Raw genomic sequence first — 26,551 nt, 5'->3', positions numbered from 1 at the left:
TCATGGGAGGGCTCTTAGTATAATGATAATAACTTGCAATAGCTCTGATGGAGTTTTGCGCTTGTTATGCGAATTTGCGGAGTTTGGCCCATTTTACAGCGGGTGATGCATGCCCCATTCTGCAAAATAATCAGCCCCGCCAGTCGGATAGGACGGGCAGGGCTGATCTTCATTCACACAATAGGGTTTTAGGAAAAACTCAGTCTTCCTCGTCATCCCCCAGAGGTTCATCACGGTCCATCGTCGTGTGCGGCGCGGTTTCAGGGCTATCGCCTGCTACCATTTCTTCAACGATAGCTTCTTCTGCTTCGTTTTCAGGCGCTTCTTCTTCGTCAATGCGCACTGCGCTGACGACGAATTCATCCTTGCCAACATTGAACAGGCGGACGCCAGCACTACTGCGGCCGATGACGCGCATCGTATCCAGACCTATACGGATGAGCTTGGCCTGATTGGTCACCAGCATAAGCTGATGCTGCTTGGTGGCGTTAAAGCTCGCGACAACGGGGCCATTGCGGCGGATATTGTCGATATTGACGATACCCTGGCCACCACGGCCAATGCGGCGATATTCATAGGCGGAAGAGAGCTTGCCATACCCATTGGCGCAGACCGTGAGGATGAACTGTTCCTTCTCAGCCAACTCCTCAAAGCGTTCCGGCGCAAGCGTTGGCTCGCCTTCTTTTTCACCCTTCCATGGTGCGAAGCGGAGATATTCTTCCCGCTCTTCACTTTCAGTCCCCACGCGATGGAGGATCGAGAGCGAAACCACCTCGTCGCCATCCTTCAAATTCATGCCGCGCACACCGGTGGAGGTACGGGATTGGAATTCGCGAATGTCGGTTCCGGCAAAGCGGATAGCCTTGCCATTGCGTGAGGCGAGCAGCACGTCATCAGTGGAGTCGAGCAGGGCCACGCCAATCAGGCGATCTTCGCTTTCATCTTCAAAGCGCATCGCCAGCTTCCCGTTGGACGGAATATTGGCGAAAGCATCCATGGAGTTACGGCGGACATTGCCCTTGGCGGTTGCGAAGACGACGTTCAGCGCCCCCCAGCTTTCCTCATCTTCCGGCAGCGGTAGAACAGCGGCGATGGTTTCCCCCGTTTCAAGCGAAGGCAGGAGATTGATAATCGGCCGGCCACGCGTTGCCGGGCCGCCTTCCGGCAATTTCCAGACCTTGAGGCGGTAAACCTTGCCTGCAGTGGAGAAGAACAGCACTGGATTGTGGCTGCTGGTGACGAACATTTCGCTCACCGCATCCTCATCCTTCGTGGACATGCCAGAACGGCCTTTACCACCTCGGTTTTGCGCCCGGAAAGTAGAAAGCGGCGTGCGCTTAATATAGCCGTCCATCGTTACGGTGACGACCATGTCGCCGCGTTCGATCAGGTCTTCGTCTTCCAAACCATCCCAGGCAGGCGCGATTTCGGAGACACGAGGGGTCGCGTAATTGTCGCGGATTTCAACCAGCTCATCACGCATCACGCCATAGAGCTTGTCGATATCGCCGAGGATCGAGAGATATTCTTCAATCGCAATGGAGAGTGTTTTGAGCTCATCACCAATTTCATCGCGGCCCAGTGCGGTGAGGCGATGCAGGCGCAGATCGAGGATGGCGCGGACCTGACGATCAGACAGGCGATAGGTGCCACCGGTCTGTTCGGCATCAGGCTCAATCGCTTCCACGAGGCGGATATATTGCGCGATGTCACCAATCGGCCATTCGCGACGGGACAGTTTTGCCCGCGCTTCCGCCGGATTGGGTGAGCCGCGAATGATGGCAACAACTTCATCGAGGTTCGACACCGCGACAACCAGACCGAGCAAGATATGCGCGCGTTCACGCGCCTTGCGCAGTTCATATTTGGTGCGGCGGGTGATGACTTCTTCACGGAAGTGAATGAAGGCTTCAATAAAGCCGCGCAGATCGAAGACTTCTGGACGCCCACCGCGAATGGCGAGCATATTGGCCGGGAAGCTCGATTGGGCAGGGGTGTGCCGCCACACCTGGTTCAACACGACTTCCGGTGTGGCATCGCGCTTGAGGTCGATGACCACGCGCATACCTTCGCGTGAACTTTCATCGCGAATATCGGAAATGCCTTCAATCCGCTTGTCCTTGGCGGCTTCGGCGATCTTTTCCACCAGATTGGACTTGCCCACCTGATAGGGAATGGAGGTGAGCACAATCGCGCGCTTTTCACCGCGATTTTCTTCAATCTCATGGCGGCAGCGCTGCAACACTGAACCGCGACCTGTCGTATAGGCTGAACGCGCACCAGCAGAGCCGAGGATCAGCGGCGCTGTCGGGAAGTCAGGGCCAGGAATGATCTCGAACAATTCTTCCGAGGTGATGTCCGGGCGATCCATGAAAGCGAGGCAGCCATTGATCACTTCGCCAAGGTTATGTGGCGGAATATTGGTGGCCATACCCACGGCAATACCGCCAGAACCGTTTACCAGAAGGTTAGGGAAGCGGGCCGGCAGCACGGTGGGTTCAGACCGTGAACCATCATAGTTGTCAGCGAAATCGACCGTGTCTTTGTCGAGATCATCGAGCAGGGCCATGGTAACCTTGCCAAGGCGCGCTTCGGTGTAACGCATGGCAGCCGGTGGATCAGGGTCCATCGAACCAAAGTTACCCTGGCCATCGATCAACGGCAGACGCATGGACCAGGGCTGGGTCATGCGGGCGAGGGCATCATAAATCGCCGTATCGCCGTGCGGGTGATAGTTACCCATCACGTCACCGACGATTTTCGACGATTTGCGATAGGGCTTATTATAGACGAAGCCGCCTTCAAGGCTGGCATAAAGAATGCGGCGATGTACCGGCTTCAATCCATCACGCACATCGGGCAGCGCACGGGAGACGATCACGCTCATCGCGTAATCGAGATAGCTTGTTTTCATCTCATCGACGATGTCGATAAGTTCGTGACCTGCTGGTTCTTCCGGCGGGAGAATAATATCGCTGCTGTCGCTCACAAGCGGAAATCTACCTTCATTATTGCCAATGAAATATGATCGTCGACCCTAGGCCATAGGCTCGCCTGAGGCCAGTCGATCATGTGTTTGTGGTGGTAAAACCTATGCCTTATCCACATTTTAGCCGGGTTAGGGAGAAAAAGCGCTGAAATAGCGTTCAAAAGGCGTTCAGTTGCAAAAATATATAACGCATTTGCAAAATTCGTCGCGACCCGGCACTAGACCAGACGCGAAACCGTAATTGGGTATACACCGTAATCCTTACAGGAGAGAGTTGAATGCTTCGCAAGTCCCTTCCCGCAAGCCGGAAACGTTTCGGTTCCAAATTTGCTTTGGCCGCTGCATTGGCCAGTGGAACGCTCGTTGCTGCATCCGGGATCGCGACCCCGGCTTATGCAAAAGAAAAGCCAGCCAAAGCTGCTAAACAGAATTATTCGAAGGGCTTTGTCGCAGCCTATTCGCCTGTTGCCGATGCCGTAAACGCTGAAGGTGCTGATGTTGGTGCCCAGAAGGCCAATATCCCAGCAGTTGTTGCAGCCGTTGAAACAGAAGATGACCGTTTTGCAGCCGGACAGCTGATCCTCAGTATGGGCAGCAAGACCCAGGACCCTGCCTTGCAGCGTCAAGGCCTTGAAATGATGCTGAAAAGCGGCAAGGTTCCAGCTGAACAGGTCGGCCAGTTCCAGTTCTATGTTGGCAATCTTGCCTATCAGGCGAAAGATTATGCCGCTGCGCGCACTGCATTGCAGGCTGCTATTGACCAGGGCTATACTGAAAACGACCCGGAAGGGTTGATTGTTGAAAGCTATTTCGCTGAAGGCAACGCCAATGAAGGTATTGCTTACCTTGAAAAGGTTGTGAATGCTCGCAAGGCTGCTGGTCAGACAGTTCCTGACAACTGGCTCCTGCGCGGCCTCAAGGTAGCGTATGAAAACAAGCTTCCAGACGCCAGCGTTGATCTGTCGCGTATGCTGATCGAGAATGATCCGACGCAGCAGAATTGGCTGAACGGCCTGCAGGTTGTCCGTGCGACACATGACTTTGATGATCAGGCTTCGCTTGATTTCCTTCGTCTGATGCGTGCCACCGACACATTGACGACACAGCGCGACTATATCGATTATATCGAAGCTGCTGATCCGCGCATGATGTCGAATGAAGTCCTTTCTTTGCTTGATAAGGGCATGAAGGCAGGAACGGTTTCTTCGACGGAAACCTACTTCACTGAAGCCAAGAGCATTGCTGAAAGCCGTGCGGCAGACGATCGCAAGGAAGCACCCAAATTGGTGAGCGATGCGCAGAAGTCTGCCAATGGTGTGACGGCTCGCGGTGTTGCAGATACATTCCTGTCATTCGATGATTATGCGAATGCAGAAAAGATGTATCAGCTTGCCCTTCAAAAAGGCGGCGTGGATAATGAACGTGTTCTGACACGTCTCGGTATCTCCCAGATCGAAGAAGGCAAATATGCTGAAGGCAAGGCAACGCTTGCCAAGGTAACCGGCGCACGGGCTCCGATTGCTGAAATGTGGAGCGTTTATGCTGATGTTCAGGCCAATGGCGGAACGAAGCCGGCTGCGGCTCCAGCTCCGGCTGCAACGCCAGCCACATAAGCCTCACGGGTTTAAGCTGACGTAACAGAAAGGGCGCGGAAACTTCGGTTTCCGCGCCCTTTTTCTTTGACTTAAAGCCGTTGGTTTTTTGGCTCAGACATTGAACTTGAACAGCATGATATCACCATCATGCACGACATATTCCTTGCCTTCCTGGCGCAGCTTTCCAGCTTCGCGGGCACCGGATTCGCCACCCAGCGTGATGTAATCCTCAAAGCCAATGGTTTCAGCGCGAATAAAGCCTTTTTCAAAATCCGTGTGGATTTCGCCAGCGGCCTGCGGGGCCTTGGCCCCTTTATGCACGGTCCATGCGCGGGCTTCTTTGGGGCCGCAGGTGAAGAAGGTCTGGAGGCCGAGCAGTGTGTAGCCAGCACGGATCACACGGGCGAGGCCACTTTCTTCAAGGCCAAGTTCAGCCAGAAATTCCTGACGGTCTTCCGGTTCCATTGTCACCAGTTCGGATTCGATCGCGGCTGACACAACCACTGCCTGCGCGCCTTCAGCGGCGGCTTTTTCGAACACTTTGGCAGACAGTTCATTGCCTTTGGCTGCATCGCCTTCTGCGACATTGCAGACATAGAGCACGGGCTTTGCCGTAAGGAGCTGGGCCTGCGAGAAGAGCCGTTCTTCTTCATCATCCTTGGGTTGGGTGAGGCGGGCAGGCTTGCCTTCACGCAGCAGTTCCAGTGCTTGCCCCAGCACGCTGGCGATGATCTTGGATTCTTTATCGCCGCTCTTGGCGCGCTTTTCAGCTGCCGGAACGCGTTTTTCAAGGCTTTCCAGATCTGACAGCATCAGTTCGGTTTCGACCACTTCGGCATCGGCCAGAGGGTCAACCTTATTAGCGACATGCTGAACATCATCATCTTCAAAGCAGCGCAGAACGTGGACGATGGCGTCGACCTCGCGAATGTTACCGAGGAACTGATTGCCAAGTCCTTCGCCCTGACTAGCACCTTTGACCAATCCGGCAATGTCCACAAAGGCAAGCTGTGTCGGAATGATTTTGGCAGAGCCGGAAATCGCAGCAATCTGATCCAGGCGCGGATCAGGTACGGCGACCTGGCCCACATTCGGCTCAATCGTGCAGAAAGGGTAATTTGCGGCCTGAGCGGCCTGCGTTTCAGTCAGAGCGTTGAAAAGAGTTGATTTGCCGACATTGGGCAAGCCAACGATCCCGCAGCGGAATCCCATGATATCATTTCCTCGAAAGCGTGTTTGGCGACGCTTTAGCGCCGCTGACGCCGAAAGGCCAGACATGCAAAAGGCGCTTTCACCCGAAGGAGAAAGCGCCCTTGGTCTTTTGGAAGAGGAGCTACTTCCTTTCAGACCTGCCCGAATGTGTTATTCACGCCCGTAAAAGACCGCCAAATAACAGATAAGGCTCATCTGCCTGCGTTCTTCAGGCCGCCTTGCGTGCAAGCTTGCGACGGCGTGTCTGGATTGCGCCAAGACCGAGAAGGCCAAGACCAGCCATGCCCAGCATCCCGGGTTCAGGAACTGCCGTACCGCCGGTGGTGGTTCCACCCGATGTTGACGTGGTTGAACCGCCTGAAGTGGAGCTGGTTGAAGTTGAAGAACCGCTGCTGGTGCTGGTTGAAGTTGAAGAACCGCTGCTGGTGCTGGTGCTTGAAGACCAGCCGCCGGAGGAGCTGGAGCTACCCCACCACCAATGTGCAGAAGCCGGAGCGGCCATGCTCAGCGCACATGCGCCAGCGAGAATAACGGAAAATTTGCGGATCATATCCTACCCTTCATCATAATCTAAAAGATCACCCGATGTGGGCAGATCCCCTTTTACATTTCGTGGATGCCTTCAAGAGCATCCTAAGAAGCAAGTCCAACCCTGTGGTGAGACTGTTTTTATCTGGGACAGAATCTTATCATGTCATTCAAATGACAGACATTCAGTCCTGCTGACGCCGCGCGACTTCAGTCATAAAGCGCGGGGCATCGCCCTTGATAAGCCATTCTGCTTCTGCACTCACTGCTCCCAACATACCCACCAATGCATCTTGCTCAGCCTTGGCGTAATTGCCGAGAACATAGCCGGTCACACGATCCTTATGCCCCGGATGGCCAATACCGAGGCGTACGCGCTGAAATTCTCCACCACAATGCTGATCGATCGAACGCAGGCCATTATGACCAGCATGACCGCCGCCTTGCTTCACTTTCACTTTGAAAGGCGCGAGATCCAGCTCGTCATGGAATACCGTTAAAGCGTTAAGATCCAGCTTATAGAAACGCATGGCTTCCCCGACAGAACGGCCACTTTCATTCATATAGGTTGCCGGTTTGAGGAAAATGACCTTTTCCGTACCGATGCGACCTTCCTGAACCCAACCCTGAAATTTCTTCTGCACCGCGCCGAAATTATGCATGTCGGCCATTACGTCCAGCGCCATGAAGCCGACATTGTGGCGTTGCATGGCATATTGCGGGCCGGGATTTCCGAGACCTACCCAGAGTTGCATGGCGTGATCCTAATTCTGATGCAGCCGACATGAAAACGCCGGCCACACCTGTTGAGGTATGGCCGGCGCAATAGTTCACGCAGTAAAGCGCTTCAACCCTTGGAGGGTTTAGCCTTCAACTGTACTGTCAGTCTGTTCAGTGACTTCAGTTTCTTCAGCCGCCGCTTCGGCTTCCGAACGCTTGAGAGCGGACGGAGCAACGATGGTTGCGATGGTGAAGTCACGATCAGTGATCGCGCTTTCGGAACCAGCAGGCAGCTTCACATGGCTGATATGGATCGAATCACCAACTTCAAGGCCGGTAACGTCGATTTCGATATCATTTGGAATGCGGCTTGCATCGCAGATGAGGTCGAGTTCATGACGAACGACGTTCAGCACGCCGCCCTTCTTGAGGCCCGGTGAAGCTTCTTCATTGGTGAAGATAACCGGAACCAGAACTTCAACCGTTGCGTCCTTGGAAAGGCGCAGGAAGTCGGCATGGATCGGCGCGTCGCTGACCGGGTGAAGAACAACGTCCTTCGGCAGCGTGCGAATGATTTCACCATTCACTTCAAGATTAACGATAGAAGTCATGAAGTGGCCGGTGTTCAGCTGCTTCGAGAGTTCTTTTTCTTCAAGATGAATGGCCACAGGGTCCTGGTTCGCACCATAGATAACTGCGGGTGTCCGGCCTTCACGACGGAGTACACGGGAGGCTCCCTTGCCAACCCGATCGCGTGTTTCAGCCGGCAGGGTCAGAGCGTCGCTCATAATCATGCCTTTCGAATAACGTAGATGTGTTTTCTCCCGCCACGCCTCCAGGGATGACCGATAACGGGAAAGAAGGCCGCATAATACCAATGCCGCCATAATGCAAGCACTGGTGCGAGGCCCGCCTATTGAATGCGGTTCACGCTATATCCGCGCTGACGCAAGAGGGCAGGTAGCCCTTTATCGCCCAGCATATGGGCAGCGCCGACAGCCACCAGCACTGCGTGGTCTTTCTTCAGCCAACCATCGATAACCCCTGCCCAGCGTTCATTGCGATCAATCAGCAATGTTTGGCGCAAGGCCGGGTCGGCCAGAATACCCTTGCTGGTTTCGGCTTTCAGCGCATCAACATCGCCGGTGAGCCATGCGCGCAAATTGCCATCACTTTCGCTATCCTGAGTTTCTTCAGCAACCCCCATCAACAAGGCCACCTGTTGTGACTGAGACAGTTGATCGAAAATCCTGAATTGCTGCTCAAAGCCTTCCAACCCGACCGTCTTGATGTTGCGCTTGAGCAACCACCGGTCAACACCGTTCTCCGGCTCTTTACCCGATTGCGCCGCATTGGCGAGCATTAGCGCTGCCGCCCAACTGTCATAGGGGACAAAATCGCCTTGCCGGGCATCGGCATCCCGCATCAGGCGGGTGAGGGCGGGGCGGTCTTTCTGTGGTACACGATCCATGAGCGGGGGCAGGCCGGATGCCTTGGCAAATCGCATAAAGCTTGCATTGGCGGCTGCTTTGTCATCAAGATTGGTAACTTCAACCACGAGCAGGTCAGCCTCTTTTACCACATGGTCGAGCAGAGGAGTGCGCCATTCCACACCATCCGGCAAGGCGTGGACCGTCCCAAAAAGCCAGCCCTTCACCGTATCATCAGCCCCGCGAACTTCCCATAATGCGGGGCTGGGAGCAGGCCAGTTCTGCGCCGGCTTACCCTGACATGCCAACAGGCACAGGGCTGCGAAAAGCGGCAGGAGGCGCTTGATCATTCGTTGATGCGGCGCGCTTTGATACCGCGCTTCTTCAACTGGTCCTGCACACTGCCTTTGCCGGCAAGATGCCCCGCACCAACGGCCAGAAACACCGTGCCGGGCTGCTTCATACGGTGCGCGATCCAATCGGCCCAATGTGCATTTCGATTGGTCAGCAGTCGCTTGTACAGCGCCGGGTCGGTCATTTCAGAGTTGAGCAATTTGGCCAGATCATCCGCATCACCTGCCAGCCATTCTGCCACCATCTCATCAATAGTCGGGACAATCTGGGAGGCGGTTTCAACTGTCTGGTCGAGATAGGTCAATTGCTGCTGCATGGGCAAGCTATCAAACAGGTCAAGCTGCTGCTCTGCAGTTTCAAGCGCAGCCATCTTTTTGGTTGTACCCTGTCCGGACAAAACATTTTCGACGCCGCTGTCCTGCATATAGCCCGAATGAAGAATGGGCAGAACCTGCAATGTCATGGCCGCATACCAGGGTTTGAAATGGTCAAAGGCTTCCACTGGAACGCCAAGGGAGACCATTGCCTCCTCATATTGAATGCGGTTTTCCGGTGTCATCATGTCACGCAAATTCTGGCCCTTGGGAAGCATTCCCTTCTCCAGAATGAGCTTCTGCATTCCGCTCGTATCGTTGAGGGCGATTTCGGTCACCAGTTCGTCCGAACTGTCAAATGCGGTTTTGATCGGTCCGCGAAACCAATCGACATCTGTAGGAAGAGCGTGAACTGTCCCGAAGAGATATATCGTCGTGTCATCATCAGACACTTCCCATAATGCCGGGCCATTGGCGGTGCTTTCAGCAACCGCCTGCGGCGTAACGCAGCCCATCGTCACGAAACTGAGGCAAAATGCGACCAGCGAAGGAATCACACGTGACAGTTTGAACATGAATTGCCTTTCTTGATGGAGCCGGGCTCGTCCCATTTCTGACCCGACAACGCATCGACCACCCTCAGAGGTTCCTCGTAAACATTTTAGGCATTTGCGATAAGCGCCAATTGCCACTGAGAAAGCCCAGAAAATCTTCTCGTGTCAAGAAAGACACAGATGTTGCATTGTTACATCCGCCGATTGCTCCATTGACGCATTTCCGACCATCGGCCATGGCGCATCCACGATGACAAAAGCACCTGAGAGCTTCCAGGACATGATCCTAGCGCTCCATGATTATTGGAGTGCGCAGGGTTGTCTGATCCTGCAACCATACGACATGCGCGTTGGCGCTGGTACCTTTCATACGGCGACGACATTGCGCGCCCTCGGCCCGGAGCCGTGGAATGCGGCCTTTGTCCAACCCTGCCGCCGCCCGACCGATGGCCGCTATGGTGAAAACCCCAATCGTCTTCAGCATTATTACCAATATCAGGTGATCCTGAAGCCAAGCCCACCCAACCTTCAGGAGCTCTACCTCAAGAGCCTTGAAGTGATCGGCATTGATCCGCTGAAGCATGATATCCGCTTCGTGGAAGATGATTGGGAATCGCCCACGCTTGGCGCATGGGGCCTTGGCTGGGAAGTCTGGTGCGATGGGATGGAAGTCACCCAGTTCACTTATTTCCAGCAAATGGGCGGCTATGATTGCAAGCCTGTGGCTGGTGAACTGACCTACGGTCTGGAACGTCTGGCGATGTATATCCAGAACAAGGATAGCGTCTACGATCTGGCGTTCAACACGCCGAACGAAAATGGCCCTGCCTTCACCTATGGCGATGTGTTTCTCGAAAATGAGAAGCAGATGTCCAAATGGAATTTCGAAGTGGCCGATACGGATGCCTTGTTTGATCTGTTCAACAAGGCTGAGGCTGAATGCCGGAACGCACTTAACGCTGGTGTGCCGATTGCTGCTTATGAACAGGCGATTGAAGCCAGCCATATCTTCAATCTGCTTCAGGCGCGTGGCGTGATTTCTGTGCAGGAACGCGCTTCATACATGGGCCGGGTGCGTGATCTCGCACGGGGCGCCTGCGTGGCCCATGTGGAGAAGGAAACGCCCCGCTGGACCGAAGAATATCCGGAGTGGCAGGCATGACCGACTTCCTCCTCGAATTACGCTGCGAAGAAATTCCTGCCCGGATGCAGAAAGGCGCGCGCGCTGATCTGGCAAAACTGTTCCGCGCCCAGATGGACTCTGCCGGGATCACGTTGGGCGATCTGACCATCTGGTCCACCCCGCGCCGCCTTGCGCTGATCGCGCGCAATCTGCCTGAACAGACAGAAGCAGTGAGCGAAGAAGCCAAGGGCCCGCCAGAAGGCGCGCCCGACCAGGCGATTGAGGGATTCTGCCGCAAGAATGGCGTTACCCGCGATCAGCTTGAGCTGCGTGAAGTGAAGGGCAGGGCGACCTATTTTGCCGTAAAGAATGTTCCCGGCCGTGCGGTGAAGGATGTTCTGGCAGAAGCCATTCCGGCGATCATCCGCGCTTTTCCATGGCCCAAAAGTATGCGCTGGGGCGCGGCTTCAGCCAGCACGGAAAGCCTGCGCTGGGTTCGCCCGCTGTCAGGTATTCTCGCGCTGTTTGGTGAAGAACTGGTCGATTGCGAGGTTCATGGCGTGACCAGTGGGCTGGTGACGCTGGGCCACAGGTTCCATCATTCGGGTGATATCACCATTGGCCATGTCGACAATTATCAGGATAAGCTCCGCGCTTGCCATGTGATTGTCGATCATGCCGAACGTGAAGCGCTGATCCGCCAAAAGGCGAGCGAAGCCGCACAGGCTGCGGGCCTTACACTGGTGGAAGATGAAGGTTTGGTGGTTGAAAATGCGGGCCTCACAGAATGGCCACAGCCGCTTCTGGGCCGTTTCGATGAAGCCTTCCTCGAAGTGCCGCCGGAAGTGATCCAGCTTACCACGCGGATCAATCAGAAATATTTCGTCTGCAACGATGCTTCCGGCAAGCTTGCTAATGCCTTCATCTGCACCGCGAATATCGCGGCCACAGATGGCGGCGTGGCGATTGTGGCGGGCAATGAAAAAGTCCTTGCCGCCCGGCTCTCCGATGCCCGCTTCTTCTGGGATGTGGATCGCAAGAAGCAATTGGCAGATCATGCCGAGGGCTTGCAGCGGATCACTTTCCACGAAAAGCTCGGTACCGTGGCCGACAAGGTGGAGCGGGTGGCCAAACTCGCCCGCTGGCTGGTTGAAGAAGGCATTGTTACCCCTCAAACCGGCGCGATTGCCCCTCAAATCGTCACCCCCGCGCAGGCGGGGGGCCAGAGCGGGGACACGCAGCCTAGCCAACCGGATTCCCGCCTTCGCGGGAATGACGAGGGTGCAGTAAAGCAACTGGCCGATCAGGTGGAACTGGCAGCAAGGCTGTCCAAGGCCGATCTCGTCACCGAAATGGTCGGGGAATTTCCAGAACTTCAAGGCCTTATGGGCGGATATTACGCCCGCGCCGAAGGTCTACCCGACGCCGTAGCCGACGCCATCCGCGACCATTACAAGCCGGTCGGGCAGGGCGATGATGTGCCTCATGTTCCGGTAACGGTTGCGGTCGCGCTGGCGGATAAGCTGGATACGCTGGTCGGCTTTTTCCAAATTGAAGAAAAGCCGACGGGCTCGAAAGATCCTTTCGCTCTCAGACGCGCAGCGATTGGCATTCTCAGCCTCATTCTTGAAAATGAACTTCGCGTCTCGATTTTTGATCTGATTACGGCTGCGGCCCATCCTGGCAAATCAGCAGAGGCGGGGCAGGAGATTGCGAATTTCCTGATCGAGCGTTTGAAGGTCCAGCAACGCGATGCAGATATTCGTCACGACATGGTCGATGCCGTGGTTGCTGTTGAGCAAGGCGGTGACAATGTTCGTATGGTGAAGCGCATTGCCGCTCTTCAGGCCTTTATCGGAACAGAAGACGGCGCCAATCTGCTCGCCGGATATAAGCGCGCGGCCAATATCCTCAAGAAAGAGGATTGGCAGGGGGATGAGGCTGAAATTTCTCGCACAGGCGAAGAAGATCCGCTGGCCCTGGTCGATGATCCGGACCTTGCTCCGGTGATCCGCGCTAAAATGGCTGAGCGCCACCTTGCGGAGATCTCTTATGAGCCGGAAGTGGCTGAAAAAGCACTGATTGAAGCGTTGAGTGAGGCTGAGCCGCGGGCAGCTGCGGCTGTGGCGGCAGAGGATTTCGAAGGGGCGATGGCGGCTTTGGCCACATTGCGCGCTCCGATTGATGCGTTCTTTGAGACTGTGATCGTGAATGCACCTGAAAGGGAAAAACGATCATCTCGTCTCTCATTGCTTGCCCAATTCCGTGCCGCAGTGCACAATGTTGCAGATTTCTCACGTATCGAGGGATGAGGGATTAAAACTCGGTGATGTGATTGTCTCATGACCTGACAGGGGTGGATAATTTAATGAGCCAGATGGTGTACACGTTCGGTGGCGGCGTTCGTCACGATGATCCGCGTGCAAAAGATAAGAATCTTCTCGGTGGTAAAGGCGCTAACCTTGGGGAAATGGCCTCTATCGGCCTGCCGGTTCCTCCGGGGTTTACGATCACCACCGAAGAATGCGTGCGCTATCTGGCAGAAGGCGCAAACTTCTCAGACTCTTTACGAGAAGAAGTTGCCAAGGCTCTGCAACATATCGAAAAAACGGTCGGCAAGAACTTCGGTGACAATGCCGATCCTTTGCTGGTGTCGGTCCGTTCGGGCGCGCGTGTTTCCATGCCTGGCATGATGGATACGGTGCTCAACCTCGGCCTCAATGATGAGACGGTTGAAGGTCTGGCCGCCGTGTCTGGCGATGATCGCTTTGCGTGGGATTCCTACCGCCGCTTCGTCCAGATGTATTCCGATGTCGTACTTGGTCTCGATCACGGTCTGTTCGAAGAAGCGCTCGAAATCGCCAAGGAAGAAAACGGCTATTTCGCGGACACCGAAATGAGCGCAGATGATTGGCGCGCTCTGGTGGGGCAGTATAAGACCATCGTGGCACAGGAACAGAATGGTGAGCCATTCCCGCAGGATGTGCATGAACAGCTCTGGGGCGCGATTGCTGCTGTTTTTGACAGTTGGGATTCTGACCGTGCCAAGGTCTATCGCCGGTTGAACGACATTCCCGGCGGCTGGGGCACGGCCGTCAATGTGCAGGCCATGGTGTTCGGCAATATGGGTGACACCAGCGCCACCGGAGTTGCTTTCACCCGCGATCCGGCAACTGGCGTGAAAGAATATTACGGCGAATATCTCGTCAATGCGCAGGGTGAAGATGTGGTGGCAGGTATCCGCACGCCGCAATATCTCACCAAATCCGCCCGTGAAGCTTCCGGCGCAACCGCCCCTTCGATGGAAGAGGCTATGCCCGCAGCTTATCAGGAACTGGCCACTGTTTTTGACCTGCTGGAAAAGCACTACAAAGACATGCAGGACATCGAATTTACCGTGGAACGCGGCAAATTGTGGATGCTTCAGACCCGCAGCGGCAAGCGCACCGCTGCCGCCGCATTGAAGCTTGCGGTGGACATGGTAGCAGAAGGGCTGATTGACGAAAAAACGGCAATTTTGCGCGTCGATCCAATGGCTTTGGATCAGCTTCTTCACCCAACGCTTGACCCGGACGCCAAACGCGATGTGCTCACCACGGGCCTTCCTGCATCACCTGGGGCGGCTTCGGGCAAGATCGTCCTTGATGCCGATACGGCGGAAGCGTGGGCTGAACGCGGGGAAGCCGTAATCTTGTGCCGGGTTGAAACCAGCCCGGAAGATATTCACGGGATGCATGCCGCCAAGGGCATTCTTACCGCACGCGGAGGGATGACCAGCCATGCTGCCGTGGTCGCACGCGGTATGGGCCGCCCTTGCGTCTCTGGTGCTTCAGCCGTCTCGATTGACCGCAAGACCCGCACTTTGCGGATCGGCAGTGTCGAGCTGAAAGAAGGCGATATCATCACGCTGGATGGTGCCAATGGTCAGGTAATGAATGGCCGGGTGGACACGATCGAACCGAAGCTGGAAGGCAATTTCGCCAAGCTGATGGAATGGGCCGACGGCCACCGCCGGATGGGTGTCCGCACCAATGCGGAAACACCGGCTGACTGCGCCATGGCACGCCAATTCGGTGCAGAGGGCATTGGCCTGTGCCGCACGGAACACATGTTCTTCGATGCCAGCCGCGTCAGTGCAGTGCGTGAAATGATTCTGGCAGAAAGTGAAGAGGGGCGCCGCAAAGCGCTTGCCAAGCTGCTGCCTGAGCAGCGCAAGGATTTCACTGAAATCTTCGAAGCTATGGCCCCTCTGCCATGCACGATCCGCCTGCTCGATCCGCCGCTTCATGAATTCCTGCCCACGGGCGATCATGAATTTGCTGATCTGGCAGAAATCACTGGCTTCGGGGTCGATCACCTGAAGCGTCGGGCGGAAGAATTGCACGAATTTAACCCGATGCTCGGCCATCGTGGCTGCCGTCTTGGCATCACCTATCCTGAAATTTACGAAATGCAGGCTCGCGCTATTTTTGAAGCGGCCTGTGACGTGGCGGACAAGAGTGGCCTTGCACCGATCCCTGAAGTGATGATTCCACTGGTCGGGACCAAGCGCGAACTCGAAATCCTGCGCAAGCTGGTGAACGACACGGCTGCAACCGTCTTTACCGAAAAGGGCCGCGAGATCGACTACCTCGTCGGCACGATGATCGAGCTTCCACGAGCGGCTCTGATGGCTGGTGAAATTGCTGAAGAAGCGATGTTCTTCTCCTTTGGCACCAATGACTTGACGCAGACAACTCTGGGCGTTTCGCGCGATGATGCGGGCCGCTTCCTCTCCACTTATGTGGAGAAGGGCATTTATGCGCGCGACCCATTCGTCAGCATTGATGTGGACGGGGTTGGTCAGTTGGTATCGCTTGCCGTGGAACGCGGCCGCGCTACACGGCCCGGCATCAAACTCGGCATTTGCGGTGAACATGGCGGCGATCCGGCCAGCATCGACTTCTGCGAGAAGACCGGGCTGGATTACGTCAGCGCATCACCATACCGCGTGCCCATTGCGCGGCTTGCTGCGGCGCAGGCTGCTCTGCGCTAAGCGGATTGGACTAGACTAAGCAGGCGGGTGGTTGTTTCACTGCAACCATCCGCCTTTTGGTTTCCAGCCACTTAAAGTCAGTATCTCGAATGTTTCGAGGACGCGACCTTCTGCATCCGCGGAATCGGCAAAGGCCTTGCGTGCGTGTTCCAGTCCGTCCCGCGACATCATGGGGGCAATTGAGGCAAGCGCACTGCTTAGCCCTTGGGCGCGAACATCTTGAACCAGTGTATCGAGCGAACGGTAACGCACTGAGAGCGAATGCGTGTCTACCACCGGGCTTGCCCAATTAGCCCGCTGCAGCAACTGCGCTGCGGAACGGACATCCACCATCGGATGCATCCGTGCTGCCGGGCGTTCACCATCACCTTGCAACATGATTTGCCTCAGGCTCTGCAAGCTGCCAGCGCCTGAGAAGCTCGCAATGGCGAGCCCATTGTCCGCCAACGCTTCCCGGATATGGATCAGCGCACCGGGCAGGTCATTCACCGTATCCAGTGTTCCCAGGCTCACAATAAGGTCGAACCCGCTGACGGGGTAGGGCTGCTCTTCATCCAACGCCAACACACCGGGCAGAGCTGCCGGGTCGGCTGAGGTGACGGCGCATCCTCTCCTGATGAGTTCGCTGGCCAGTTTGCCGGTCAAATCCCCGATGATCAGCGCGGTTGCTGGCTCATGCCTTAGAAAAGCGAGGCGCTCCAACACATCTTCAACCCGGTCATCGAGCAGAAATCGTGCGGCGTCAGGCTGTTTTTGCAGCGCATGGGCGCGAAAGCGAATGGCGCAACGGCGCTTGGCGGAGAAGATACGGGGAGGGGATTGGTTAGCCATGTTCAGCCCCTGCCTTGTGCTGCAAAATTTCGCAACAGCTTGCCTGTTGTGGGCGCTGGATGCAGCATGGCAGGCATGATCGGTGAAGCGCTCTCTCCCTTGGTGGACCTCATTTATCCTCCACGCTGCCCCTTGTGCGGCGAAGGAATGGCCGCGCAGAAGGGGCTTTGCGCCAAATGCTGGTCAGAGCTGGTTATTCCTGGCTCGCCTGCCTGTACCGCGTGTCAGAGGCCATTTCCCCCTGAGAGTGGGTTGGAAGATGCTCTATGCGCGCCCTGTATAGCCAATCCGCCCAAGCATGACGGAATTGCCGCCGCTACACTGTATAATGACGCTTCGCGCCGCCTTGTGCTGTCTTACAAGCATGGCCGCAGGATTGCGCTTGCCGACATGCTCTCCAAGCTCATGCTGGCGCGATTGCCTGAATTGGAGGGTGAATGGCTGGTGATGCCTGTGCCCCTCCACCGCTGGCGAATTTGGCGGCGAGGTTTCAACCAGTCAGCATTGCTGGCGCGCGCCATTGCCAAGGCACGGAATTACCAACTCTGTGTGGATGGGCTGGAACGCCATCGGCAGACACCGATTCTCGGCGGTTTAGGCAAAAAGGCCCGCGCCAGAGCGCTATCTGGTGCCATTCGCATCAATCATCGTCGCGGCGATCAGATCAAGGGCGCGCAAATCATTCTCGTGGATGATGTGATGACCAGTGGTGCAACCACTCATGCCTGTGTGTCTGTGCTCAAGCGAGCAGGTGCCGAAAAGGTGAGAATCGTATGTTTCGCAAGGGTGCTGGATGAAGCGCTGAATTATTGAGTGGGTTTCTCATAGCAAAACGCCCGGAGACAAGCTCCGGGCGTTCGCGTGACGATTTAACAGGCCAGTCTCGACGACCAAATGTGTCACCCCCCAGCGACACGGCCCAACCCTCATGTTCGTGGCTGTTTCATCGTGGAAACAACCTTACTTACCCCCCATAACCTTGGCACGCATGCTGATGCGCCTTGGTTTGGTTTTAGCGGCCCTCCCCAGAGCCACGACCTCTTCATTCCATTGAAACGGGTCTTTAGGAAGAGCCATGACGAGAGTGGTTGGATTTTGCCCTCAATCTGTGGTTATCGTGCAACAATCGAAGCCATGGACCTTCCGTCGGCATATTTCAGGAAAGGATAGAACGATTTCCAACAATCAGAGTGATGTTGCAGACAGGGAACAGGGACGGGCCTTCATGCCCAAGTTCGACGATTCCGGGCTGCTCAGTGCAGTGGTGCAACATGCGCAAACCATGCAAATTCTGATGGTTGCTTTCATGGACCGGGAAGCTCTGGAAAAGACCCGGCAAACAGGTTTCGCCCATTTCCATTCTCGCAGCCGAGGCCGCTTATGGATGAAAGGTGAAAGTTCTGGCCATGTGCTGGAGGTGCAGGACATTTTGGTCGATTGCGACCAGGATGCGATTGTGCTGAAAGCGCTGCCAAAGGGCCCAACCTGCCACACAGGAGCGACCAGCTGTTTTTATCGCTCGCTCGATGAGAATGGCTTGCACCCGGCGGGCGAATAGACCCGATACCAACTCAGAGGAACAAAATGCCGTCATATACTGCGCCAACTTCCGATACGCGTTTCATCTTGCAAGATGTTCTACAGCTCGAAAAATATGGCCACCTCCCGATTTTTGCTGCGGCTGATGCAGAGCTGATTGAAACGATCGTGGAAGAGGCTGGCAAGTTCTGTTCAGAGGTGATCGCACCGCTCAATCCGGTTAGCGACCGGGAGGGCTGTACCCGCCATGCGGATGGCAGCGTTACGACACCAACCGGCTTTCCTGAAGCCTATGCCCAATATTGCGAATCGGGTTGGGGGACGCTCGCCCTGCCAGAGGAATTTGGCGGGCAGGGAATGCCGCATATTCTCGCGACAGTCGTCGAAGAATATATGAACTCGGCTTGCCATGCCTTCAATATGTTCCCCGGTCTGACCCATGGCGCCGTATCTGCGATCCTTGAAAAAGGCAGCGATACGCAGAAGGCGACCTATCTGCCCAATTTGGTATCGGGTGAATGGCTTGGCACAATGGCTTTGACAGAGCCGCAATGTGGTACAGACCTTGGCATGATCCGCACCCGTGCGGTTCCGCAAGAGGATGGTTCCTTTTCCATAACCGGAACCAAGATCTTCATTTCGGGTGGTGAACAGGATCTGACGGATAATATTATCCATCTGGTCCTCGCCAAGACACCGGATGCACCGGAAGGTTCACGCGGCATTTCGCTGTTTATCGTGCCCAAGTTCCTTGTGAATGCAGATGGCTCGCTGGGGGAACGCAATCCCGCCACATGCGGCTCGATTGAAGAGAAGATGGGCGTTCATGGCAGTTCAACCTGCCTGATGAATTTTGACAGTGCCAAAGGCTGGTTGCTGGGTGAAGAGAACAAGGGCCTGGCGGCGATGTTCATTATGATGAACGCTGCGCGGCTCAGTTGCGGCAATCAGGGGTTGGGGCAGGCGGTGCTGTCCTATCAGAACGCTGCGGCCTATGCGCTGGATCGTCGCCAGGGGCGGGCGATGGGTGAACGGGCTGATAGTTCTGCTGTCGCCGATCCGATTATTGTTCACGCAGATGTCCGGCGGATGCTGATGGACGCACGCGGGTTTATCGAAGGTTTTCGAGCACTTATTCTGTGGTGTTCACTTCAGCTTGACCTAGCCCATGGGGCGGAGACGGAAGAAGAACGGGCCAAGGCAGACGCGATGGTCAGTTTCCTGACGCCAGTTCTGAAAGGTTTCGGCACTGATCGCGGCTTTCAGACCGCAGTGAATATGCAACAGGTTCTCGGCGGGCATGGTTATGTAGCCGAATGGGGCCTTGAACAATGCGTGCGCGATGCGCGTGTGGCGATGATCTATGAAGGTGCCAATGGCGTTCAGGCGATGGATCTCGCCGGTCGCAAGCTGGCACGCGACGAGGGCAAGGTTGCAGAAAGCTATTTCAGCCTGATCCAAAGCGAATGCGATGCCGCCAGCGCTGAACTTGATTTCATTGCGGTTCCCTTGGCTGAAGCGGTGTGTGACCTTCGGGAAACAGCGCAATGGCTGGTGAAAAATGCAGGCGTGCATCCGGACAATCTGGGGGCTGGTTCTTTCGCCTTCATGCAATTGGTGGGTGTGGTATCTGTTGGCTTCATGTGGCTGCGGATTGCCGAGGCAGCCAAGTCCAAGCTTGATGCAGACGAAGGGGATCGCACTTTTTATGAAGCCAAGCTCACCATCGCGCATCATTATGCTGAGCGCGGGCTGGCAGAAGTTCCAATGCTGAAGCGCCAAGCCCAATGCGGAGCTGAAAATCTTATGAAACTCAGCTTGGAAGATTTTGAAATAATGGGATAATATGTTGTGCGGTGGTTGGCATTGAACCGACCACCGCACGCCATATCAATCTTGTTCGAATATCTCGTCAAACAGAGAATGCATAGCGGCCCAGCTTTGCCGGTCAGCGCTGGCATCATATCCCACAGCAGGGTTACTGGCGGTGCCGGAATTGGTGAAACCGTGCTTCACCCCGGAATAAGAGTGAAAATGCCAGTTCGCACCAGCCTGATCCATCTCTTCCCAAAATGACAACACCTGGCTGCGAGGGACGAGCGGGTCCTGATCGCCATGGCAGATCAGAATGCGCGCTGAGACCGTGCCCTTTTCAGCGGGTTGTTCTGTGTTGAGCAGCCCGTGGAAGCTCACTACGGCTTCTAAAGGCGCACCTTCACGCGCTAGCTCCAGCACAGCCTGTCCGCCCATGCAGAAGCCGATGGCTACGATAGGCAGACCTTTTGCCTCTTCAACCCCTACAAGAGCTTTAACAGCAGCTCTCAGCCTTTGGCGATAAGAGCTTGGAGTGCTGCGTATCTCTCCTGCAAATCCGCTCGCCTGATCAAAATCATCCGGTTGTTTTCCGTAGAAGTCCGCCACAAAAGCGAGATAGCCAGCCTTGGCCAGTTCGTGCGCTTTGTTCAGCACCGATTGCGTCGGATTCATGATGGTCGGGTAAACCAGCACAGCAGCCCTTGGCTGGCCTTCCGGCAATGCCAGAAGACCAGTCAGTGCCACATCACCATCATGGTAAGCGACTTGGCGCAAGTCATTCATTGGGCAGGAAATCCGGGACTGACAGGTAACGTTCGCCCGTATCGTAATTGAAGCCCATCACGCGGGTTCCGGCGTCGAGTTCCGGAAGCTTCTTGGCAATGGCTGCCAATGTTGCACCGGAGCTAATGCCGACCAGCAAGCCTTCTTCACGTGCACAGCGCAAAGCCATTTCCTTGGCTGCGTCACCGTCTACCTGAATGGCACCGTCGATGGATTTGGTATGGAGGTTTTCAGGAATAAAGCCTGCACCAATCCCTTGAATGGGATGCGGGCCGGGCTGGCCGCCAGAAATCACCGGAGAAAGGACCGGTTCAACCGCATAGGCTTTCATGTCAGGCCATGACTTTTTCAGCGCTTCCGCACAGCCGGTCAGGTGTCCACCTGTGCCAACACCTGTAATCATCAGATCAATTGGCGTATCAGCGAAGTCCTTGAGAATTTCCTGCGCGGTTGTGCGGGTGTGGATCGCCACATTGGCCGGATTATCGAATTGCTGCGGCATCCATGAACCGGGGGTCTGCTCGACCAGCTCACGTGCGCGCTCAATCGCGCCCTTCATACCCTTTTCCTTAGGGGTCAGGTCAAAGCTGGCACCATAGGCCAGCATCAGGCGGCGGCGTTCCAGCGACATGCTTTCGGGCATGACCAGTGTCAGCTTGTAGCCCTTCACAGCGGCCACCATGGCGAGCCCAACACCGGTATTGCCGCTGGTAGGTTCGATGATGTGGCCACCGGGTTTCAGATCACCGGATTGCTCAGCTGCTTCCACCATGGCAAGCGCGATGCGGTCCTTGATCGAACCGCCGGGGTTAGCACGCTCTGACTTTACCCAGACTTCATGGTCGGGGAACAGACGGGAGAGGCGGATATGCGGCGTGTTGCCGATGGTTGCCAGAACATTGTCAGCTTTCATGCTGGGGTTCCTTCCCTTTAACTCGATATTGCGGCGCGAAGGTTTTCGCCCGACGGATTTCGGGGAAAATATACGCCCATACTACAGTAATGAATATGGCACCCGCACCGCCCAGAACAACCGCCCCGGTTGCGCCAATCAGTGCTGCTGCCAGGCCAGACTGCATTTCACCCAGTTCATTGGAGGCTGAAATAGCCAGACCAGAGATGGAAGACACCCGACCGCGCATCTCATCCGGCGTGTTGAGCTGAACCAGAGAACTGCGGATAAAGACCGAAACCATGTCAGCCGCGCCTAGCAAAGCCAGAAAACCCAGCGACATCATCAAGTCGCGCGACAGTCCGAAACCGACCGTGGCAATGCCGAAGAAGGCGACACCCCACAGCATCTTTGTACCGACATTTGTCTCTATCGGCTTGATGGAGAAGAGCAGGGCAACCAACCCGGCACCAGCAGCAGGGGCCCCACGCATAAGGCCAAGCCCTTGCGGACCTACTTCGAGAATGTCGCGGGCGAACACCGGCAGCATCGCTGTCGCCCCGCCAAGCAACACGGCAAACAGATCAAGCGAGATACAGCCGAGCAGAAAACGGTCATTCCAGACGAATTTACCGCCATCAATCATTTGCCGGATTGGATGGACGCGCTGTTCAGACTGTTTTGCCCGAATGGGCTTGATGAGCGAAATTAACAGGGCTGAGCAAAGGATCAGCACGGATGAGGCAAGGTAAGGAAGCTCAGGTTCGACATCATAGAGGAAGCCGCCTGCAGCAGGCCCGAATACCGTTCCTATTGTGAAGGCGATGGACCCCAGCGCGATGGCCTTGGGCAATAAGGTAGGTGGTACGATGTTCGGGGCAATGGCGCTCTGTGCTGGTCCGAGAAAAACGCGCGCTGCGCCATGGGCTGCAGCCAGTGTAAAGATGAGCGGCAGATCCACCATATGTTGCCAGGTGAGATAAGCGAGCGTTCCGGCGATGACGCAATCAATGAGATTGGCGGCGGCGGCCACCCGGCGTCGGTCAAACCGGTCTGCGGCCCATCCGGCCACCGGCGTGAACAGCATCATCGGGACAAATTGCGCGACCCCCAGTAGCCCCAGTATGAAAGCCGCTTCACTCCGCGCCATACCGTAATCGGCGCGTGCGATGTCATAGGCTTGATAGCCAATGAGAACGACCATCGAAACGGTGGCAGAAACGGCTAAAAGTCGGGCAAGCCAGAAGAAGCGATAATCGCGGATCTGAAGGGGGGAGCTTATTTCTTTCACCCAAGCGCAATGGCAAAGCTCATCTCGCTTGCCAAGCAATTAGAGCTTGGGGTGCGTGAAGAGTAATTCCGGCGAGGGATTATTGCCGCTTACGCAGCAACCGAGTGTTTGGCTTAATAGCGAGGATCATTTCTTCAAAGTGATCCGGGCGAATGATCCGTTCAAACTGGAAACCCGCACGATCGCCCGTTGTCCACATGCAATAGCCTTCGATCCGGCCTATGGTTGGCAGGCGCACGATCAACCGTTCACCGCGCGAGAAACCCGGCGATTGATCGATCATAAAACCGTTTACAGAAATATTGGCGAGGTGGAGCGTGATGTCGCCATGCACAGCATGTTCGGCTTTCACCTGATAATCGACAGGGTGCCTTGCAGATCGTCTTAATTCAGGCACTGACAATTGTGCACGATAAGGCATTCGCCTTAACCCTCCAACTTTACATGATCACGTTGAGAGTGATTTGCATGTAAAGTTGGATAAAAGGTTAACGCTTTGCAAATATCTTAGATGAAGCGCACAATTCCGTGCTTTTTCTTGCCTAAGCTGAGCTTAACATCTGTTCCGGCCGGGCCGGTGATCAGAGCCCCCGGGTCGGACTGAACGTCATCACCCAATTTCACTGCACCTTCGCCAATCTTGCGCTTGGCTTCGCCATTCGATGCTGTGAAGCCGATGGCGGTGCAGGCAGCACCGAGGCGAATGCCTTCACTGGTTACTTCGATCACAGGAAGGTCGTCGCCCAAGCCGCCACCAGCGAAGGTGGCAGCGGCAGTCTTTTCAGCCTGTTGTGCTGCCTCACGCCCCCGAACAAGCGCTGTCACCTCATTGGCCAAAACCACCTTGGCATCATTGATGGCATTGCCTTCAAGCGCTTCGAGGTGGGCAATTTCATCGAGCGAAAGATCGGTGAACAGGCGCAGGAACTTGCCCACGTCACGATCATCGACATTGCGCCAATATTGCCAGAAATCATAGGCTGGCAATTGTTCCTCATTCAACCAGACAGCGCCATTGAGGGTTTTGCCCATCTTCGCGCCATCAGCAGTGGTGAGGAGGGGCGTGGTGACGCCAAAGACTTCAGTGCCATCCATCCGGCGGGACAGCTCGATCCCGTTGACGATATTTCCCCATTGGTCAGATCCGCCCATTTGCAGGCGGCAACCGTAACGCTGGGACAGCTCACGGAAATCGTAAGCCTGCAGGATCATGTAGTTGAATTCGAGGAAGGACAGTGATTGTTCGCGGTCAAGGCGCTGCTTTACGGAATCGAAGCTGAGCATCCGATTGATCGAGAAATGCTGGCCCACTTCACGCAGGAAAGGGATATATTCGAGACTGTCGAGCCAATCGGCATTGTCAACCATGATGGCATCAGTCGGGCCATCACCAAAGGTGAGGAAACGCTCAAACACTTTACGAATCGAGGCGACATTTTCCGCGATAACTTCAGTTGTGAGGAGCTTGCGCGCATCATCCTTGAAGCTTGGATCACCAATCTTGCCGGTGCCGCCGCCCATTACCACGATAGGTTTATGGCCAGCTTGCTGCAAACGGCGCAGCAGCATGATCTGTACCATCGAGCCAACATGCAGTGAGGGCGCTGTTGGATCGAAGCCGATATAACCGGGAACGATCTGCTTGGCCGCCAGCTTATCAAGGCCCTCGGCGTCGGTGAGCTGATGAATGTAGCCCCGTTCATCGAGGAGGCGAAGAAGATCAGATGTGTAGGTCATATTGTGCTATCGTTCTGTTCGCAGGGATTGCGCGCCTAGCACGGAGGGTAACAGTTGAAAACGCATCATCTGCAGCTTCACGAGCTGCACCCATCATCGCAAGTGCGTGCTGTCAGCGTGGATTGCGGGATTTTCCCCGATGGCCGGCTGATGCTGCGCTACCGGATCGACCGCGCCAATTGCGTTATTCTGCCGGAGGACAAGTCAAAAGGTCGAGCTGATAATCTCTGGAAAACAACCTGTTGCGAATTGTTTTTGCTGCATAATGACAGGAGCTATCGAGAGTTCAATTTCAGCCCATCAGGCAAATGGGCTGCCTATCGGTTTGACGGATACCGCACAGGGCAAAGCGAATTTGAACCGATCGACTGGCCGGAAATTGACTGTATGCCGGTGGATGACAATGCGATTATCACGATCATGCTCTCCGGCGCAGAACTGGCAGGCGTTAAAAGCATTGGGCTTTCCATGGTCATCGAGGAGGAGGGCGGCCATATTTCCTATTGGGCGCTCACTCATCCGAAAAATACACCGGATTTTCATGATGCGGCTTGCTTTGCTCTGCCTCTTGGAGCAGCGATTAGCCCATGAAATTTGGTATAGATCGTCTGCTCGCTGACCCTTCCTTGCGCAAACCCCTGATCGGCAAGCGCGTCTCACTGGTGGCCCATCCGGCTTCTGTAACGGAACATTTGGTGCATTCCCTCGATGCACTGGCCGCCTGTGAGGACATCAAGCTAACCTCAGCCTTTGGCCCCCAGCACGGGTTAAAGGGCGATAAGCAGGATAATATGGTAGAGACACCCGATGAGGTGGACGCGGCCTATCATATTCCGATCTACAGCCTTTATGGTGAAGTCCGCCGCCCAACGGCTGCGATGATGGACAGCGCCGATGTATTTCTCTTTGATCTTCAGGACCTTGGTTGCCGCATTTACACCTTTGTCACGACCTTGCTCTATCTGCTTGAAGAAGCGGATAAACATGGCAAGTCCGTGTGGGTGCTGGATCGTCCCAATCCAGCTGGCCGCCCAATTGAGGGCACGATGCTTCTGGCAGGGCAGGAAAGCTTTGTCGGGGCCGGGCCAATGCCGATGCGGCACGGGTTGACCATGGGGGAAATGGGCTATTGGTTCATCGAGCAATTCGGCCTCAATGTCGACTACCGTGTCATTCCGATGGAAGGCTATGATCCGGAAGAAGGCCCCGGTTTTGGCTGGCCCAGCAGCCGGATCTGGATCAATCCCAGCCCGAATGCCGCCAGCCTCAACATGGCCCGCGCTTATGCCGGGACGGTGATGCTGGAAGGCACGAATTTGTCTGAAGGGCGAGGCACGACCCGTCCGCTTGAAGTGTTGTTCGGCGCACCGGATATTGACCAAAAAGCCGTGCTCAATGAAATGCAGCGCTTTGCTCCGCAATGGATGTCTGGCTGTTCTTTGCGCGAATGCTGGTTCACCCCCACCTTCCACAAGCATGATAGCGCGCTGTGCAATGCGCTGATGATCCATGCGGAAGGCCCGTTTTATGATCATCAGGCCTTCCGCCCATGGCGCTTGCAGGCACTTGCTTTCAAGGCAATCCGGCGGCTCTATCCCGATTATCCGGTCTGGCGCGATTTCCCGTATGAATATGAATTCGAGCGGCTGGCTATCGATGTGATCAATGGCGGCACTGCATTGCGCGAATGGGTCGATGATGCGGCTTCAGAGGCCGGCGATCTTGATCGGATTGCCATTCGTGATGAAGAAGCATGGGGCGAATTGATCGTCGATCACCTGATCTATCCGGCCGCATAACTGGGCTATA

23 protein-coding genes are annotated in these 26,551 nt (G+C 55.5%); 10 read left to right on the top strand and 13 right to left on the bottom strand.

All coding sequences use genetic code 11. From position 1 onward, the window contains the following. Positions 1–199: 199 nt before the first annotated feature. Positions 200–2,989, bottom strand: a complete 2,790-nt coding sequence (gene gyrA / locus GRI39_RS04195; protein WP_160738389.1) for a DNA gyrase subunit A — start codon at positions 2,987–2,989, stop codon at positions 200–202. 278 nt (positions 2,990–3,267) lie between these two features. Here gyrA and GRI39_RS04190 point away from each other — a divergent pair, with 278 nt between their 5' ends. Then, the gene (locus GRI39_RS04190) at positions 3,268–4,602 is read left to right on the top strand and encodes a hypothetical protein (protein WP_160738388.1); all 1,335 of its coding nucleotides are present in this window, start codon (positions 3,268–3,270) and stop codon (positions 4,600–4,602) included. A 93-nt stretch (positions 4,603–4,695) separates the two neighbouring features. Here the strand turns inward: GRI39_RS04190 and ychF are convergent, their stop codons facing one another. Both ychF and GRI39_RS14535 read right to left on the bottom strand, forming a co-directional pair. Then, the gene (gene ychF, locus GRI39_RS04185) at positions 4,696–5,796 is read right to left on the bottom strand and encodes a redox-regulated ATPase YchF (protein ID WP_160738387.1); all 1,101 of its coding nucleotides are present in this window, start codon (positions 5,794–5,796) and stop codon (positions 4,696–4,698) included. Between the two features lie 208 nt (positions 5,797–6,004). Continuing rightward, entirely contained in the window at positions 6,005–6,079 is a 75-nt protein-coding gene (locus GRI39_RS14535) for a hypothetical protein (RefSeq protein ID WP_246204902.1), read from the bottom strand. On the opposite strand from GRI39_RS14535, the gene GRI39_RS14530 reads away from it, so the two are divergent. Further along, positions 6,078–6,365 (top strand): hypothetical protein, encoded by a 288-nt coding sequence (locus GRI39_RS14530; protein WP_246204916.1) that lies wholly within the window; start codon positions 6,078–6,080, stop codon positions 6,363–6,365. The genes GRI39_RS14535 and GRI39_RS14530 overlap by 2 nt on opposite strands. Before the next feature lie 144 nt (positions 6,366–6,509). Here GRI39_RS14530 and pth read toward each other — a convergent pair whose 3' ends face one another. The 4 genes from pth to GRI39_RS04160 all read right to left on the bottom strand — a co-directional run bounded on the left by pth (position 6,510) and on the right by GRI39_RS04160 (position 9,717). After that, entirely contained in the window at positions 6,510–7,079 is a 570-nt protein-coding gene (gene pth, locus GRI39_RS04175; protein ID WP_160738385.1) for an aminoacyl-tRNA hydrolase, read from the bottom strand. A 108-nt stretch (positions 7,080–7,187) separates the two neighbouring features. Next, positions 7,188–7,832, bottom strand: coding sequence for a 50S ribosomal protein L25/general stress protein Ctc (locus GRI39_RS04170; RefSeq protein ID WP_160738384.1), 645 nt, complete (start codon positions 7,830–7,832; stop codon positions 7,188–7,190). Positions 7,833–7,957: 125 nt separating this feature from the next. Continuing rightward, the gene (locus tag GRI39_RS04165; protein ID WP_160738383.1) at positions 7,958–8,824 is read right to left on the bottom strand and encodes a TraB/GumN family protein; all 867 of its coding nucleotides are present in this window, start codon (positions 8,822–8,824) and stop codon (positions 7,958–7,960) included. Next, a complete protein-coding gene (locus GRI39_RS04160; protein WP_160738382.1) occupies positions 8,821–9,717 on the bottom strand; it encodes a TraB/GumN family protein in 897 nt (298 codons plus the stop codon). Before GRI39_RS04160 ends, GRI39_RS04165 begins: the two co-directional genes overlap by 4 nt. A 229-nt stretch (positions 9,718–9,946) precedes the next feature. Here GRI39_RS04160 and GRI39_RS04155 point away from each other — a divergent pair, with 229 nt between their 5' ends. The 3 genes from GRI39_RS04155 to ppdK are packed head-to-tail and all read left to right on the top strand — an operon-like array spanning position 9,947 to position 15,854. Further along, positions 9,947–10,858, top strand: a complete 912-nt coding sequence (locus GRI39_RS04155) for a glycine--tRNA ligase subunit alpha (protein WP_160738381.1) — start codon at positions 9,947–9,949, stop codon at positions 10,856–10,858. Beyond that, positions 10,855–13,131 carry a glycine--tRNA ligase subunit beta gene (gene glyS / locus GRI39_RS04150; RefSeq protein ID WP_160738380.1) on the top strand — a complete coding sequence of 759 codons (2,277 nt, stop codon included), beginning with the start codon at positions 10,855–10,857 and terminating at the stop codon, positions 13,129–13,131. The genes GRI39_RS04155 and glyS overlap by 4 nt, the downstream gene beginning before the upstream one ends. Positions 13,132–13,187: 56 nt before the next feature. Continuing rightward, complete coding sequence (gene ppdK, locus GRI39_RS04145) at positions 13,188–15,854, top strand: pyruvate, phosphate dikinase (protein WP_160738379.1); 2,667 nt, start codon at positions 13,188–13,190, stop codon at positions 15,852–15,854. A gap of 36 nt (positions 15,855–15,890) precedes the next feature. Here the strand turns inward: ppdK and GRI39_RS04140 are convergent, their stop codons facing one another. Then, positions 15,891–16,685 (bottom strand): class I SAM-dependent methyltransferase, encoded by a 795-nt coding sequence (locus tag GRI39_RS04140; protein ID WP_160738378.1) that lies wholly within the window; start codon positions 16,683–16,685, stop codon positions 15,891–15,893. 66 nt (positions 16,686–16,751) lie between these two features. Here GRI39_RS04140 and GRI39_RS04135 point away from each other — a divergent pair, with 66 nt between their 5' ends. The 3 genes from GRI39_RS04135 (at position 16,752) to GRI39_RS04125 (ending at position 20,069) form a co-directional block, all read left to right on the top strand. Continuing rightward, entirely contained in the window at positions 16,752–17,498 is a 747-nt protein-coding gene (locus GRI39_RS04135) for a ComF family protein (RefSeq protein WP_246204856.1), read from the top strand. A 262-nt stretch (positions 17,499–17,760) separates the two neighbouring features. Beyond that, positions 17,761–18,243 carry a phosphoribosyl-AMP cyclohydrolase gene (gene hisI, locus GRI39_RS04130; protein WP_160738377.1) on the top strand — a complete coding sequence of 161 codons (483 nt, stop codon included), beginning with the start codon at positions 17,761–17,763 and terminating at the stop codon, positions 18,241–18,243. 26 nt (positions 18,244–18,269) lie between these two features. After that, the gene (locus tag GRI39_RS04125; RefSeq protein ID WP_160738376.1) at positions 18,270–20,069 is read left to right on the top strand and encodes an acyl-CoA dehydrogenase C-terminal domain-containing protein; all 1,800 of its coding nucleotides are present in this window, start codon (positions 18,270–18,272) and stop codon (positions 20,067–20,069) included. Positions 20,070–20,114: 45 nt separating this feature from the next. Here GRI39_RS04125 and GRI39_RS04120 read toward each other — a convergent pair whose 3' ends face one another. The 5 genes from GRI39_RS04120 to tyrS form a co-directional block, all read right to left on the bottom strand. Next, the gene (locus GRI39_RS04120) at positions 20,115–20,822 is read right to left on the bottom strand and encodes a dienelactone hydrolase family protein (RefSeq protein ID WP_160738375.1); all 708 of its coding nucleotides are present in this window, start codon (positions 20,820–20,822) and stop codon (positions 20,115–20,117) included. Then, positions 20,815–21,735, bottom strand: a complete 921-nt coding sequence (cysK, locus tag GRI39_RS04115) for a cysteine synthase A (protein WP_160738374.1) — start codon at positions 21,733–21,735, stop codon at positions 20,815–20,817. Before cysK ends, GRI39_RS04120 begins: the two co-directional genes overlap by 8 nt. Then, entirely contained in the window at positions 21,725–23,005 is a 1,281-nt protein-coding gene (locus tag GRI39_RS04110; protein WP_160738373.1) for an MFS transporter, read from the bottom strand. The genes cysK and GRI39_RS04110 overlap by 11 nt, the downstream gene beginning before the upstream one ends. A 79-nt stretch (positions 23,006–23,084) precedes the next feature. Further along, positions 23,085–23,426: a PilZ domain-containing protein gene (locus GRI39_RS04105; protein WP_160738372.1), complete on the bottom strand. Its 342-nt coding sequence runs from the start codon at positions 23,424–23,426 to the stop codon at positions 23,085–23,087. An 86-nt stretch (positions 23,427–23,512) separates the two neighbouring features. Further along, positions 23,513–24,742, bottom strand: coding sequence for a tyrosine--tRNA ligase (gene tyrS / locus GRI39_RS04100; RefSeq protein WP_160738371.1), 1,230 nt, complete (start codon positions 24,740–24,742; stop codon positions 23,513–23,515). A 54-nt stretch (positions 24,743–24,796) separates the two neighbouring features. Between tyrS and GRI39_RS04095 the strand changes: the two genes are divergently transcribed. Together GRI39_RS04095 and GRI39_RS04090 are read left to right on the top strand one after the other, a co-directional pair. Further along, the gene (locus GRI39_RS04095; protein ID WP_160738370.1) at positions 24,797–25,333 is read left to right on the top strand and encodes a DOMON-like domain-containing protein; all 537 of its coding nucleotides are present in this window, start codon (positions 24,797–24,799) and stop codon (positions 25,331–25,333) included. Then, positions 25,330–26,541, top strand: a complete 1,212-nt coding sequence (locus GRI39_RS04090; protein ID WP_160738369.1) for an exo-beta-N-acetylmuramidase NamZ family protein — start codon at positions 25,330–25,332, stop codon at positions 26,539–26,541. The genes GRI39_RS04095 and GRI39_RS04090 overlap by 4 nt, the downstream gene beginning before the upstream one ends. Positions 26,542–26,551: the final 10 nt, after the last annotated feature.

Source organism: Altericroceibacterium indicum (genome assembly GCF_009828105.1).
GTDB lineage: Bacteria > Pseudomonadota > Alphaproteobacteria > Sphingomonadales > Sphingomonadaceae > Altericroceibacterium > Altericroceibacterium indicum.
This window is presented reverse-complemented; position numbering and strand designations above follow the sequence as displayed.

Bases quoted from the DNA above. Each gene is read 5' to 3' on its own strand.
- GRI39_RS04190 (WP_160738388.1), top strand. From the start codon at position 3,268: ATGCTTCGCAAGTCCCTTCCCGCAAGCCGGAAACGTTTCGGTTCCAAA.
- ychF (WP_160738387.1), bottom strand. From the start codon at position 5,796: ATGGGATTCCGCTGCGGGATCGTTGGCTTGCCCAATGTCGGCAAATCA.
- GRI39_RS14530 (WP_246204916.1), top strand. From the start codon at position 6,078: ATGCCCAGCATCCCGGGTTCAGGAACTGCCGTACCGCCGGTGGTGGTT.
- pth (WP_160738385.1), bottom strand. From the start codon at position 7,079: ATGCAACTCTGGGTAGGTCTCGGAAATCCCGGCCCGCAATATGCCATG.
- GRI39_RS04170 (WP_160738384.1), bottom strand. From the start codon at position 7,832: ATGAGCGACGCTCTGACCCTGCCGGCTGAAACACGCGATCGGGTTGGC.
- GRI39_RS04165 (WP_160738383.1), bottom strand. From the start codon at position 8,824: ATGATCAAGCGCCTCCTGCCGCTTTTCGCAGCCCTGTGCCTGTTGGCA.
- GRI39_RS04160 (WP_160738382.1), bottom strand. From the start codon at position 9,717: ATGTTCAAACTGTCACGTGTGATTCCTTCGCTGGTCGCATTTTGCCTC.
- GRI39_RS04155 (WP_160738381.1), top strand. From the start codon at position 9,947: ATGACAAAAGCACCTGAGAGCTTCCAGGACATGATCCTAGCGCTCCAT.
- glyS (WP_160738380.1), top strand. From the start codon at position 10,855: ATGACCGACTTCCTCCTCGAATTACGCTGCGAAGAAATTCCTGCCCGG.
- ppdK (WP_160738379.1), top strand. From the start codon at position 13,188: ATGAGCCAGATGGTGTACACGTTCGGTGGCGGCGTTCGTCACGATGAT.
- GRI39_RS04140 (WP_160738378.1), bottom strand. From the start codon at position 16,685: ATGGCTAACCAATCCCCTCCCCGTATCTTCTCCGCCAAGCGCCGTTGC.
- GRI39_RS04135 (WP_246204856.1), top strand. From the start codon at position 16,752: ATGGCAGGCATGATCGGTGAAGCGCTCTCTCCCTTGGTGGACCTCATT.
- hisI (WP_160738377.1), top strand. From the start codon at position 17,761: ATGACGAGAGTGGTTGGATTTTGCCCTCAATCTGTGGTTATCGTGCAA.
- GRI39_RS04125 (WP_160738376.1), top strand. From the start codon at position 18,270: ATGCCGTCATATACTGCGCCAACTTCCGATACGCGTTTCATCTTGCAA.
- GRI39_RS04120 (WP_160738375.1), bottom strand. From the start codon at position 20,822: ATGAATGACTTGCGCCAAGTCGCTTACCATGATGGTGATGTGGCACTG.
- cysK (WP_160738374.1), bottom strand. From the start codon at position 21,735: ATGAAAGCTGACAATGTTCTGGCAACCATCGGCAACACGCCGCATATC.
- GRI39_RS04105 (WP_160738372.1), bottom strand. From the start codon at position 23,426: ATGCCTTATCGTGCACAATTGTCAGTGCCTGAATTAAGACGATCTGCA.
- tyrS (WP_160738371.1), bottom strand. From the start codon at position 24,742: ATGACCTACACATCTGATCTTCTTCGCCTCCTCGATGAACGGGGCTAC.
- GRI39_RS04090 (WP_160738369.1), top strand. From the start codon at position 25,330: ATGAAATTTGGTATAGATCGTCTGCTCGCTGACCCTTCCTTGCGCAAA.